11 protein-coding genes are annotated in these 12,621 nt (G+C 67.0%); 7 read left to right on the top strand and 4 right to left on the bottom strand.

What is annotated here, in order from left to right; genetic code table 11:
* Nucleotides 1-224: 224 nt before the first annotated feature.
* The 3 genes from NOV74_RS05810 to NOV74_RS05800 are packed head-to-tail and all read right to left on the bottom strand — an operon-like array spanning nt 225 to nt 2,967.
* Nucleotides 225-950 (bottom strand): hypothetical protein, encoded by a 726-nt coding sequence (locus tag NOV74_RS05810; RefSeq protein ID WP_257310060.1) that lies wholly within the window; start codon nt 948-950, stop codon nt 225-227.
* Complete coding sequence (locus NOV74_RS05805; RefSeq protein WP_257310058.1) at nt 947-1,609, bottom strand: hypothetical protein; 663 nt, start codon at nt 1,607-1,609, stop codon at nt 947-949. The genes NOV74_RS05810 and NOV74_RS05805 overlap by 4 nt, the downstream gene beginning before the upstream one ends.
* Nucleotides 1,606-2,967 carry an ABC transporter substrate-binding protein gene (locus tag NOV74_RS05800; protein ID WP_257310056.1) on the bottom strand — a complete coding sequence of 454 codons (1,362 nt, stop codon included), beginning with the start codon at nt 2,965-2,967 and terminating at the stop codon, nt 1,606-1,608. The genes NOV74_RS05805 and NOV74_RS05800 overlap by 4 nt, the downstream gene beginning before the upstream one ends.
* Before the next feature lie 206 nt (nt 2,968-3,173).
* Here NOV74_RS05800 and NOV74_RS05795 point away from each other — a divergent pair, with 206 nt between their 5' ends.
* Entirely contained in the window at nt 3,174-4,928 is a 1,755-nt protein-coding gene (locus NOV74_RS05795; RefSeq protein WP_257310054.1) for an ABC transporter ATP-binding protein, read from the top strand.
* Nucleotides 4,925-6,823, top strand: coding sequence for an FUSC family protein (locus NOV74_RS05790; protein ID WP_257310051.1), 1,899 nt, complete (start codon nt 4,925-4,927; stop codon nt 6,821-6,823). Before NOV74_RS05795 ends, NOV74_RS05790 begins: the two co-directional genes overlap by 4 nt.
* On the opposite strand, the gene NOV74_RS05785 is transcribed toward NOV74_RS05790, so the two are convergent.
* Nucleotides 6,824-8,455 carry a GspE/PulE family protein gene (locus NOV74_RS05785; protein ID WP_257310050.1) on the bottom strand — a complete coding sequence of 544 codons (1,632 nt, stop codon included), beginning with the start codon at nt 8,453-8,455 and terminating at the stop codon, nt 6,824-6,826.
* Between the two features lie 134 nt (nt 8,456-8,589).
* Between NOV74_RS05785 and NOV74_RS05780 the strand changes: the two genes are divergently transcribed.
* From NOV74_RS05780 to NOV74_RS05760, 5 genes are read left to right on the top strand one after another with little or no spacing between them, the layout of a single operon-like run.
* Nucleotides 8,590-8,943 carry an NADH-quinone oxidoreductase subunit A gene (locus NOV74_RS05780; protein ID WP_257310048.1) on the top strand — a complete coding sequence of 118 codons (354 nt, stop codon included), beginning with the start codon at nt 8,590-8,592 and terminating at the stop codon, nt 8,941-8,943.
* On the top strand, nt 8,934-9,443 hold the full coding sequence (locus tag NOV74_RS05775; protein WP_257310047.1) for an NADH-quinone oxidoreductase subunit B: 510 nt from the start codon (nt 8,934-8,936) through the stop codon (nt 9,441-9,443). The genes NOV74_RS05780 and NOV74_RS05775 overlap by 10 nt, the downstream gene beginning before the upstream one ends.
* The gene (locus NOV74_RS05770) at nt 9,443-10,321 is read left to right on the top strand and encodes an NADH-quinone oxidoreductase subunit C (protein ID WP_257310046.1); all 879 of its coding nucleotides are present in this window, start codon (nt 9,443-9,445) and stop codon (nt 10,319-10,321) included. The genes NOV74_RS05775 and NOV74_RS05770 overlap by 1 nt, the downstream gene beginning before the upstream one ends.
* A 9-nt stretch (nt 10,322-10,330) precedes the next feature.
* The gene (locus NOV74_RS05765) at nt 10,331-11,431 is read left to right on the top strand and encodes an NADH-quinone oxidoreductase subunit D (protein ID WP_257310044.1); all 1,101 of its coding nucleotides are present in this window, start codon (nt 10,331-10,333) and stop codon (nt 11,429-11,431) included.
* Nucleotides 11,432-11,450: 19 nt separating this feature from the next.
* On the top strand, nt 11,451-12,617 hold the full coding sequence (locus NOV74_RS05760) for a complex I subunit 1/NuoH family protein (RefSeq protein ID WP_257310043.1): 1,167 nt from the start codon (nt 11,451-11,453) through the stop codon (nt 12,615-12,617).
* Nucleotides 12,618-12,621: the final 4 nt, after the last annotated feature.

Raw genomic sequence — 12,621 nt, 5'->3', positions numbered from 1 at the left:
GCCGATAATCAGATAACAGGATTCAAAGACAGATTTAGCCGGTGATGAACGGTGATTACGGTGATGGTGCCGCTCACACCCAAGCATGGGCTCCAGTGAGGGTACGAGGGCCGCGCCTTTTGGTGGGTGCGGCCCTCGCTCCCTCACTGACCTCCGGCCTGGCCGGAGGCCGCCTTCGGCGGGCCCTTGCGGGGCTCAGCCGAGATCTGCTTTATCACCGTCCATCACCGGCTAGTGGCAGTTCTCTTTTTGGCGGTCGGCTTGGACGCGCTCCAGGCAAGCGCGAGCACCACGGCCAAGGCGCCCCAGCCGAGTGGACTCGGGTCGGTGGCCAGGCGGGGCAGTTGTTCCAGCAGCAGGCGGCCCAGGCTGTCGTGGTCGGGGCCAGGACCCAGGCCCAGGGTAGACAGGGTGGCCTCGCCCCAGAGGGCGCCCAGCCATGCGCTGGGAAAGAGGACTGCGGCCTGCTCCAGCCCCCAGGGGGCCCAGCGGCGGAGCGTTGAGACAGGTGTGGCGCCCAGGGTGCGCTCCGCCGCCCAGGCTGGTGAATGGCGGAAGGCATCGAGCTTGCCGCGGAGAGGTGGCTCCAGGTGAGGGGCCAGGAGCAGGCCCAGCAGCAGGATGAGGGCCGCGGCGCCAATCCCCCCAGCGGCCGCGGCCAGCGGCAGCAGGAACAATACTGGCGGCAGGCTGCGGAGGGCGGACAGGGCCCCGCGCCAGGGTCGCCCCCACCAGGCCAGTAGGAGCGCCAATCCCAGGGCCAACAACGCGCAGGCGCTGGCGAACCCCACGCTGCGGCCACCCGCCAGCAGCAGCCGCAGTAGGGCGTCCCGTCCGAGATCATCCGTGCCCAGGGGATGCGCAAGTGAGGCGGCGAGGCCTCCGTGGAAGGGGTCCAGGGGCAGCTCGGGCAGCGCCAGGGCCAGCAGAAACGCGAGGCGCCACTTCACGTTGCAGCCTCCGCTTCCAGCGGTCGCGACAACAGCCAGAGCAGGGCCAGGGCCGCCACCCAAGCGGCGAGCCCGGCCCGGTCCCGCCCGGCCACACGGTCCATCCAATCCATTCCCAGCCCCGGTACACCGAGCATCCGCTCCAGCACCAGGGAGGCCGTGAGCCAGACCGGCAAGCGGGCGGCCAGCCAGCGGCAGATGAGGCGGGCCAGGGCCAGCCGCCGGACCTTGCGCACCGCCCGGGGGCCCCAGGCCGTGGGGAAGGGGAACTCCCCCGGTAGGGCCGCTGACAGCCAGCGCACCTCACTCGGCAGCGCGGCCGCAAGGAAAGCGGCGAGCCAGCCGCCCTGACCAGGAGGGCCCCACACCGCCGGCCAGCAGGCGAGCAGAGCGGCGGCCCAGAGCAGGTCGGGCGGGGCTTCCAGCAAGGCCAAGGGGCGCCGGGTCGCAAGGGCAGGTCCTCCGAGCCAGGCCAGCAACGGCGCCAGGAGGGCCAGGGCGCCCAAGGCGAGGCCAGCGGGAAGCAGGGCGTGAACGGGGAAGGGTGGCGGCGGCACCGGTCGCCAGAGGGCGCCAGGAAGGCTCCAAGCCAGGGCCAGGGCCAGGGCCCAGATGGCCATGCCCTGGGTGACGGCGCTGCGGGCCGGAGACCAAGTCACCGGTTCCAGCGCCAGCCTGCCGCTCCTGGGGTGCCGAGGTAGAGCCCCAGAGGGCTGGGTTCCACGGTGAGGCGCTTGTCCACCCAGATCACGCTCTGGAAGTCGAGCAAGGGCAGGGCAGCGGGATGTTTGGCCCAGAGGCCCTGGAGGTCGAGCCAGGCGCCATCTCCCGGTTCACGGAGCTTCGCCGCCAGTGCGGCGAACTGGGGGTCGCGCCACCCGGTGACGTTCATGGGGCCGTTCGGTTCCATGTATTCCAGCACGGCCCAGGGATGGGGCTCGAAGACCACCACGGAACAGGCGAGCTCAAACTCGCCCCGGCGCAGCCGATCCACGAGAATGGCCTGCTCCAGGGGAATTAGCCGCAGCTCGAAGCCGTCCTTCCGGGCCCGCTCCCGCAGGGCCAGCAGCAGGTTCTCGGTGAACGCCTCTCCTGATGCGTAGAGCAGCTTCAGGAGGGTGGGGGGCTTGGGCGGGCCGGCTTCGGTGTCGATGGCCTGGGGCTCGAAGCCCAGGCTCTCGGGCCACAGACCGTGGCTGGGCTTGGCATTCTGGCCGAGAAGGCCGGGGGGGAAAGCGTCCTGGCGCCAGCGCTCCAGCAGTTGCAGGGGCCCCAGGCCGGCGTGGCTCCAGACCACCAGCTGGGCATTCATGGGCTGGACCACCACGTGATGGCTGGCTGGGGGCGGCAGGGGGCGGGCCGGCGGGGCCCCGATGGTCAGCCAGCCCTTCTGGAGGGCCTGGAGCACCGTGGCCGGGTCGGGCAGCAGCCGGAACCGGATGCCGTCGATGCGGGGCTTGAGGAAGTGCTCACGGCGCAGAAAGGTCCAGGCCGCCGGTTCCTTCTGGAACAGGAAGGGGCCGGAGCCTCGCTCTGGGTGGCCCTTCTGGGCGATGGGCACCCGGGCCAGCTCCAGCAGCAGGCGACCCGGAGGCTTGGGGGAGCGGATCCACAACCGGCCATCCTGCAAGCGAGCCACGGCGCCCTCCAGGATGGCCCGTTTGGTGGGGCTGGCTTTGGGATCGCGGCTGATCTCTGCGAAGGTCCAGAGGACATCTTCCGGCGTGACCAGGCTGCCGTCTGTGAACCTCGCATCGGCCCGCAGGGTGAAGGTGATGGCGCCATCCTTCAGGATCTTCCAGGAGGTGGCCAGGCGGGGCACCGCCCGCCCGCCGAGGCCGAGGCCCACCAGGGCATCCCCCGCCAACGACTGGAGGATCCATTGCTCGTAGCTGTCACCGTGGATGAGATCGAGGGGCCCGGGATCCCGGGGCAGGGATTCCTCCACCATCTGGGCCCGGACCGGGGCCAGGGCCGCTAGAAAGACCAGGGTCAGGGCGGCGAAGCGGTTCCGCATGGTTGCAGGCTCAAGGAAGTTTCCTCCAGCATGCCCGGGCCGATGAGGCCTGCCAAGGGGTGGCCCGTCCATCACCGTCTTTCACCGGCAAAGCTGCCTTTGAATCCTGTTAATCCATCCTTCAATCCTGTTCCTCCTGTCCCCGTTTTTGCCGGGCCCGCCTGCGCTCCGGGATCGGTGTTGCTACTCTGAATGGCGGAGGCGCTGTGGCGGATCTTTCGGAGTCCAAGCTGTTCTGGTGGTGGCCGCTCATGGACCGCCACCGGCGCACCCTCTACTGGGGCCTGGTGGCCACGGTCTGGTGCAGCGTGGCGGCTTCGGTGGTGCCCTACTGGTCGGGTCGGGCCGTGCATGCCCTGGAACGCCAGGACTGGCATGGTTCGCGGGTCTTCCTGGCCTGGATGCTGGCCTTCACCGCGGTGGCGGGCATCGGCCGCTACCTCATGCGCAACACCCTCATCGGCCTCAGTCGCGATGTGGAGCGGGAGCAACGTGAATCCCTCTATACCTTCCTGCTCTCGCGACCTTTCGCTTTCTATGAGCGGCAGCGCGTGGGCGACCTCATGTCGCGCCTGGGCGACGACGTGGGCACCGTGCGCATGGCCACGGGGCCAGGACTCATGAGTTTCCTGCAGGTGCTTTCGATCCTCCCCGTGACGCTCGGCCTGATGTTCAGCACCAGTTGGCGGCTCACCCTGGCGGTCATGCTGCCCTTCTCCTTCCTGGCACTGGGTTTCTACATCATCGGGAAGTGGAGCCACATGGTGCAGCAGAAGCTGCAACTGGCCTTCTCGGCCCTCTCGACCTACAGCCACGAGACCATCAGCGGCGAACGGGTGGTGCAGGCCTTCGGCCTGGAGGAGGCCCGGGTGGCGCAGTTCGATGCCCTCAGCCGCCGCCACGCATCGCTGAGCATGAAACAATCGGTGATCTTCAGTGCCTACGCGCCCTTGTCCGCGCTCATCAGCGGCGTGTCGGCCCTGGTGCTGGTGACCTACGGCGGCAGCCTGATGGTACGGGGGGTCCTGAACCTGGGTGATCTCACCGCCTTCACCGGCTTTCTGGTGGCCCTGGCCTGGCCCATGATGAGCCTGGGTTGGTCGGCCAACCTCTTCCAGCGGGCCAGGGCCGGTCAGGAGCGGCTGGATCAGCTGCTCCACAGTCCCGAACTGCCCCTGCCTCCCGCCGAGGCCATCACTCTGCCGGACTTTCCCGCGGCGCTGGCTCTGGAAGGCCTGACCCACCGCTTCGAGACCGGGCGCGGCCTGGGTCCTCTGGACCTTGCCCTGGCGCCTGGCGACAGTCTGGCCGTGGTCGGCGGCATCGGCTCCGGCAAGACGTTGCTGTTGCAGGTATTGGCGGGCCTTCGTGCGCCCCAGTCCGGCCGCATGCTGGTGGATGGCGAGCCGCTGTCCGACGCGACCTTGCGGCGCCACTGGGCGGGCCTGGGCTGGGTGCCCCAGGAGGCCTTCCTGTTTTCGGACACCTTGCGCATGAACCTCGCCATGGGCCGCCCTGAGGCCACCGAGGAGGAAATCTGGGAGATCGCGCGGGTGGTGGCCATGGACGAGTTGATCCAGCGCCTGCCCGACGGTCTCGACACGGTGGTGGGCGAGCGAGGCGTGGCCCTCAGTGGCGGGGAGCGGCAGCGCACAGCGCTGGCCCGCGCCCTGCTGCGCCGTCCCCGCCTGCTGCTATTGGATGACGCCCTCTCCGCCGTGGATGCCGAGACCGAAAGCCGCATCCTCGAAAACCTGCGCGCCTTCCTCGGCAAGTCCACACTGGTGCTCGCCACCCACCGGGTTTTCGTGGCCGAGACTTGCGCTCGTGTGCTGGTGTTGGAGGAGGGCCGGGCCGTCCAGCTGGGCACCTCTGAGACGTTGACCACCCAGCCGGGTCTCTTCGCCCGGCTCAAGCGGCTGCAGAGTCTGGAACGGGAACTGGTCAAGGGCACGCTATGAAGGTCCTGCAGATCGACCGGCAGGTGGTGACGCGGGCCCTGGTGCTGGCTCTGTCGGCCTGGGTGGCCTTCACCATCGCCACGCTGGTGCATGCCCAGAATGCCTACTGGGCGGCCATGCCGGTCTGGGTGGTGGCTCAGGCCTCACGCGGGGTGCTGTTCGAACGGGCCCTCCTGCGGGTGCTGGGGACCCTGCTGGGTGCGGCGGTCGGGTTCGCGATCCTCCATGTGCCGGTGCACCCCTATGTGCAGTTTGCCCTGCTGAGCTTGTGGGTGGCCATCAACGGGGGACTGACCCATGTTCTGCGCGGTGTGCACGGCTACGGCGCCCTGTTGGCGGGCGTCACGGCTGCCATCGTCGTCATCCCGGCGGTGCTGGCGCCAGGGGCCTCGCTGGACCTCGCCACCGCGCGGGTGGAATGCACCCTGATCGGGGTGGTGGTGACCACCGTCATCACCGGCCTGGCCACACCCAAGTCGCCGAGCCAGGCCTTCTTCGCCCAGATCCGGGACCTTTCGGCGGATGCCATCGTCTACGCGGCGCAGGTCCTGCGTCGCGGAGCCACCGAGATGGGCGAGGAGAAACAGCGGATCCTCTCGGAAATCAGCGAGGTCGAAGCCTCCGCTCGCCTGATCCTGGCGGGCTCCTTCGAAGGCTACCGCCGCCTGCACGATGTGGATTCGCTGGTGGTGGGCACCCTCGCGGTCATGAGCGCCGCGGTTGCGTTCAAGCCGGAGGATCGGGCCGCAGCCGAGGTCCTGGCACCGCACCTGGACCAGGCTGCGGAGGGGTTGCGCGCGGAGGCTGGGGCCCCGCCATCCGGCGGGCCGGCCTTGAGGGGCGGACCGTCCGTCTTCAGCCGTCTGGAGGGCGCTCTGGCCCGCATTCTGGAGGCCAACGCCAGCTTGAGCCGTCCCCTGGTCGGCGCGACGGTTCGGCCCTTCCGCCGACAGCTTGCGGTTCTTGCGCCCCACCGGGAATGGCCCCAGGCCGGACGCACGGCCGTGGCCGCGGGGGCCGCCACATTCCTGGCCGCGAGCCTGGCCCACTGGGCGGGTTCGCCTCTGGTGGTTCAGGCGGCGGTGGGGGTCTGCATCTTTTCTCTGGTCTTGGGCTCCATGGCCCTGCCCCAGCACATCGCGCCCAAGCTGCTGACCGGGGTGGTGGGCGGAGCCACCCTCGCGATCTTCTACCGCCTTGTGGTGCAGCCGGCCTTTCCGGCCCCACCGGGCCTGCTGCTGACGCTGGTGCCCTTCCTGCTGCTGGGGGGCTTGCTTCGCGCGCATCCTCGCACGGCCCTCGCGGGCGTGGATTTCAACATGTGTTTCCTGTTGGCCAGCCAAGCCGGCATCACGGTGGCCGCCAGCGCCATGGCCGTGGTGGGGGGCTCGGCCGCGCTCGCCTCGGCGGCCTGCCTGGTGGCCGGCAACTACATTCTGATGCCCCGGAGTTCCGTTCGGCAGGCGAAGGAGACCGCCGAGGTGATCCGACGGGACCTGCTCCGGATGATCGAGCCAGCGCCGGGTGCCGCCATCGAGGACTGGCGGGCACGCGGGTCGCGTCAGATTCTGCGGCTCTCCCTGCATCTGGGCCACGCGAAGGATTTGGGCGGGCGCTGGCCCAAGGGCATCCTGGCGGTGCTCAACCTGGGGTACGCCATCGAGCAGCTGCACGAGGTCCCGGATGCCGTCGCGGGGCCCGTGAAACCGGAGGCCTTCATAGCCCTGCGACAGCTGGCCGAGGATCCGATGCAGGCCGCCGGAGCGCTGCGTAACCTGGCGGGGAGGAACCCCGGAGAGCCTTTGCGCCCAGTGCTCCTGGACCTGGCGGAGGGCCTCGAGAAATCAGCCGACCTGCTGTCGTTCGGTCGGCTTGAACGGTCCGCCGCGGCCTGATCAGGCCCCTTCGCGGAAAGTCACCTTGTTGATCTCTGCGAAGGTGGTGATGCCCATCCGGACTTTCTCGATGGCGCTCTCCCGGAGGAACTGCATGCCGCCGCGACGGGCGGCAGCCTTCACCTCGCGGGTGGGGGCGCGCTGGATGAGCAGCTCGCGGATCTCGTCGTTGAGGCCCATGAACTCGATGATGGCCTGCCGGCCCCGGAAGCCCGTGCCGTGGCAATCCACGCAACCCACCCGGTCGAACAGGGTGGCGCCGCGCAACCAGGCCTCGTCCACGCCGTTCTCCTCCAGTTCCTGGGGGCTGGGAACATGGGCGGGGCGCTTGCACTTGGGGCAGAGCACGCGGATGAGGCGCTGAGCCAGGATGCAGTTCAGGGACGACACGAAGTTGTAGACCTCGACGCCCATGTGCTGGAAGCGGCCGATGACGTCCAGCACGTTGTTGGCGTGGACGGTTGTGAAGACCAGGTGGCCCGTGAGGGCGGACTGGATGGCGATCTGGGCGGTCTCGGGATCGCGGATTTCGCCGACGAGGATCTTGTCGGGATCGTGGCGGAGGATGGATCGCAGGCCCAAGGCGAAGGTGAGACCCTTCTTTTCGTTCACAGGGATCTGGGTGACGCCCTCGAGCTGATACTCGACGGGGTCCTCGATGGTGATGATTTTGTCCTCGGGGGCCTTGATCTCGCTCAGCACGGCATAGAGGGTGGTGGTCTTGCCCGATCCTGTGGGGCCAGTCACCAGGAACATGCCGTAGGGCTCGCGGGAGAAGCGGCGCAGGCGCTTCAGCTCGTGCTCGGAGAAGCCGAGGATCTCGAGGCTGAGGGCCTGGAACTCTTCGGTGAGGTTCTCCTTGTCGAGGATGCGGATCACCGCGTCCTCGCCGTGGATGGTGGGCATGATGCTCACGCGGAAATCGATGGCCCGGCCGCGGACCTTGAGCTTGAAGCGGCCGTCCTGCGGCTTGCGTTTTTCGGCGATGTCCAGCTCGGACATGACCTTGATGCGGCTGATGATCGGCGAGGCGAACCGGCGGTCGATGGGTTCGGCGGCCGGGTACAGGCTGCCGTCGATGCGGTACTTGATCTGGAACCCCGTGGCCGTGGTTTCCAGGTGGATATCCGAAGCCCGGCGTTGGAGGGCGTTGAAGATGGTGGTGTCCACGAGCCGGACGATGGGGGCCTCGTCCTTGTCCGTGAGCCGCTCGAGGTCGAGCACTTCCTCGTCCAGATCTTCCTCGTGGAGCACCTGGATCTTGAGGGCCTCGCCGGCCTCATCCATGACTTTCTGGCCGCTCTCGGATTTCTTCAGGACTTCCTGGATCTGGGCCAGGGGCGCGCCGGCGAAGCGCAAGGGCCGCTTGAGCTGCTGCCGTAGGAGATCCTGGGTGGGGATGTCCAGGGGGTCGGCCATAGCCACCCAGAGGACGCCTTCCCGCTCCTGCACCGGCACGAAGTGGTGCTTGAGCATCAGATCGATCGGGATGGCCTGGAAGAGCGCGAACTCCACCGGCTCCCGAGTCAGGTCCAGGTTGGGGTACAGGTCCCGGGCCGGCCGGAAGCCTGTTAATGCTGGATCGCCAGTTTCGACGGCATCCGCGGGATCCGGGGGATTGGGAAAAGTCATGGAATCATCCTACTGGAAGGTGCCTCGGCCTGGATGGACGGAATCGGACCTGGATCACAAAGGACGCACCGGTTGGCTTCGATCGTTGACCTGCGCGGGACCGGCACTCCACAATGACTGGTCCTGGAGGCTCCATGCGCGGGTACGCGTCGATCCTGCTGCTGATCCTGGTAGCGGTGGCTCTGCCGATCATCATCCTGAACTTATCGCGGCTTCTGCGCCCCAGCTGGCCCAGTGCGGCCAAATACTCGACCTACGAGTGCGGCATCGTCACGACCAGCGAGGCGCGGGAGAAGTTCTCCGTTCGTTACTATCTGGTGGCAGTGATGTTCCTGGTGTTCGACGTGGAAACGGTCTTTCTGATGCCCTGGGCCATCCAGATGAAGGAATTGGCTGTTTTCGGCTTCATCGAGCTGGGCCTCTTCCTGTTCCTGCTGCTGTTCGGCTACGGCTACATCTGGTCCAAGGGAGCCCTAACATGGGAATGAACCAACCCACCGCCCTGGAGCACATCCTGATCACCACCAAGGTGGAGAAGGTCATGAACTGGTCCCGTGCCACCAGCGTGTGGCCGGTGACCTTTGGCTTGGCCTGCTGCGCCATCGAGATGATGGCTGCGGGCGCCAGCCGCTTCGACTTCGATCGCTTCGGCGCCGGCATCTTCCGCGCCAGCCCGCGCCAAGCCGACCTGATGATTATTGCCGGCACCGTGACCTACAAGATGGCGCCCATCATCAAGACCCTCTACGACCAGATGCCCGAACCCAAGTGGGTGATGGCCATGGGTTCCTGCGCCACCGCCGGCGGGCCCTTCGACTCGTACCACACGATCCAGGGCGTGGACAAGGTCATCCCCGTGGATGTCTACATCCCGGGTTGCCCACCCCGCCCTGAAGCCTTCATCTACGGGTTCCTGAAGCTGCAGGACAAGATCATGACCAGCAGCCTGGCCGACCGGTACAAGGACATCTTCGAGGAGGTCGGCTGATGTCGGAACCGAACGTCCCTCCGGTCCCGGAAGTGCCGGAGACCCCCGCCGGCCCCTACGTGTACGACTACAAGGCGGCGCCTTTCCGCCAGATCACCATGCCGAAGACGGTGCCCCTGCCGAGCTACCGGACCTACGTGGCCGAGCAGAAGGCCGCGGCCGAGGCCGACGAGGCCAAGTGGCAGAAGATGCTGGCCGACTACGAGACTGCCAAGACCAAGGCCGAGGCCGAGGGCAAGGATGCGCCCAAGCCCCCCGTCCGGTCCGTTCCCCGCAAGGATGACAACGATCTGAAGACCCCTGTGCCCGAGGAGGCAAAGGATCCCGATCTTCTGAAGCTGCAGGCCCTCCTGGGCGACAAGGTCGAGGAGATCTTCGAACAGGCCGGGGAGCTGGTCTGTCAGGTGAAGAAGGAGGCCATTCACGAAGCGCTGACGCTGTGCCGCGACGAGGCCGACCTGAAGTACGAGATGCTTGCCGACCAGTCGGGCACGCACTATCCGGCCGCCCAGGATTTCGCCTACAGCGTGGTCTACCACCTGACGAGCATCAGCCGTCGCAAGCGCCTCCGGCTCCGCATCCTCGTGCCCGAAGGCTTCGTGCCCGAAAGCGCCTGCCCCCTCTATCCCAGCGCCAACTGGATGGAGCGGGAGATCTACGACATGCTCGGCATCCGGTTCGCGAACCATCCCGACATGACCCGCATCCTCTGCCCCGAGGACTGGGAAGGCTACCCCCTTAGGAAGGACTACCCGACCGTGGGCTGGGGCCAGCGCGACATCTCCTTCCGTGAGGACCGCAGCGGCATGCTCGAGCGCATCGCCCTCCAGAAGGCCGGCCAGCTGGGCATCAACCTGAAGCAACCCAAGGCGGACTAGGAGCGGACGGTGTTCAAGAACGAGGAAATGGAGATCAACCTGGGCCCGCAGCACCCGTCCACGCACGGTGTGCTTCGGGTGAAGCTGCGGCTGGATGGCGAGACCGTCACCCATTGCCGGCCGATGATCGGTTACCTGCACCGGGGCGTCGAGAAGATCTGCGAGAACCAGTCCTTCTTCCAGGGCCAGGTCTGGACGGACCGCATGGACTACTGCTCCGCCGTGGCCAACAACCTGGGCTGGGCGGAAGCCAACGAGAAGCTGTTCGGCATCACGGTGCCGCGGCGTGCCCAGTACATCCGCACGCTGCTGAACGAGTTCAACCGCATCGCCTCGCACCTCATCTGGCTGGGCACCCACGCCATGGACATCGGGGCCCTGACGGTGTTCCTCTACGCCTTCCGCGAGCGCGAGGATGTTCTCGACATCAACGAGGCTTTCTGCGGCTCCCGGCTCACCACCACGGCTTTCCGCATCGGCGGCCTGCGCGAGGACCTGCCTCCCGGCTTCGAGAAGATGGTGCGGAAGTTCCTGGCCAAGTTCTCCGACTGCCTCGAGGAATACGAGAACCTGCTCACCGAGAACCGCATCTGGAAGAAGCGCACCATCGGGGTGGCCCGGCTCAGCGCCGAGGATGCCATCGCCCTTGGTGTCACCGGGCCCATGCTCCGCGCGGCCGGCGTGGCCTACGACATCCGCAAGGCCTTCCCCTACGCGGCCTACGCCGAGATGGACTTCGAGATCCCCACCCGCCCCGAGGCAGATACCTACGCGCGGTATCAAGTCCGCATGGCGGAGATGCGCCAGAGCGCCCGGATCATCCAGCAGTGCATGGACGGCATGCCCGAAGGGCCCGTCATGGCCAAGCTCCCCAAGATCCTGCGGTCCGAGGTCAACGAGGTCTACCACGCCACCGAATCGCCGAAAGGCGAGATCGGGTACTACCTCGTGGGCGAGAAGGGCTCGCTGAACCCTTACCGATTCCACGTGCGGGCTCCTGGGTTCATCAACCTCCAATCCCTGCCCAAGATGGCCGAGGGAGGACTGATCGCCGACGTCGTTGCGGCCATCGGCTCCCTGGACATCGTGCTCGGCGAGATCGACCGCTAGCCGACGAGGATCCCAAGACATGCCGACCCCGACCCTCATCCAGTCTCTCGTGATCACCCTCATCCAGTGCCTGCTGGTGGTGATCTTCGTTTTCGTCGTCGTTCCCCTCACGGTGTTCGCCGAGCGCAAGGTGCTCGGCCACCTCCAGCAACGCCTGGGCTCCACCCGCGTGGCCAGCGGCCACGTCGGCTTCAGCGGCTGGATGAACCGCAGGATGTGGAAGATGGGCAGGGTGCCCGTCCTCTCCTACTGGCGCGGCATCCCCGGCCTCGTGGGCGACGTCCTGAAGCTGATCCTCAAAGAAGACATCATGCCGACCAAGGCCGACAAGTTCGTCTTCTTCCTCGCCCCGTCCATCAGCATGGTGGCTGCGATCGTGGTCTTCGCCGCGATCTCCTTCGTGCCTGGTACCTTCTTCACCCTGCCCACCTGGTTCCCCTTTGTGGGCGGGCTCCCAGTGTCCGGGGGCATCGCCGACATCAACGTGGGTCTGCTCTGGATCCTGGGTGTGGCGACCGTGGGGATCTACGGCATCGTCCTGGCTGGCTGGTCCTCGAACTCCAAGTACCCCCTCCTGGGCGGCCTGCGCAGCGCGGCCCAGATGGTGAGCTATGAAGTGCCCCTGACCCTCAGCCTCCTCGCGCCGGTGGTGCTTTCCGCCAGCCTGAACTTCAGCGAGATGTCCTCGCGCATGGCGATCGGCATGCCCTTCTGGGCCCTGGTGCCCCAGGTCATCGGGTTCCTGCTCTACCTGACCTGTGGTTTCGCGGAGACCAACCGCCTGCCCTTCGACATGCCAGAGGCTGAGAACGAGCTGGTGGCGGGCTTCCATACCGAGTACTCCGGCATGAAGTTCGGGCTCTTCTACCTGGCCGAGTACATCAACATGACCGTCGTGTCAGCCCTGGCCTCCGCTTTCTTCCTCGGTGGTCCCTGGCTGCTCCCCTTCGGCCTGCAAGGTCTGTTGAATCCCTATCTGCCGGGCTTCCTGTCCTGGTTCGGGGCGCCCCACGCCATCTTCTTCGTGGCCAAGATCATCTTCCTTCTCTTCACCTACATCTGGGTGCGCGGCACCATCCCCCGCTACCGGTACGACCAGATCATGGCCGTGGGCTGGAAATATCTGATCCCCTTGGCGCTGGTCAACCTTCTGCTGGCGGCCGTCATCCGCTGCTTCGCCGTCTAAGGGG

The sequence above is a fragment of the Geothrix fuzhouensis genome (assembly GCF_024609325.1).
In the GTDB taxonomy this organism is placed as follows: Bacteria; Acidobacteriota; Holophagae; order Holophagales; family Holophagaceae; genus Geothrix; species Geothrix fuzhouensis.
This window is presented reverse-complemented; position numbering and strand designations above follow the sequence as displayed.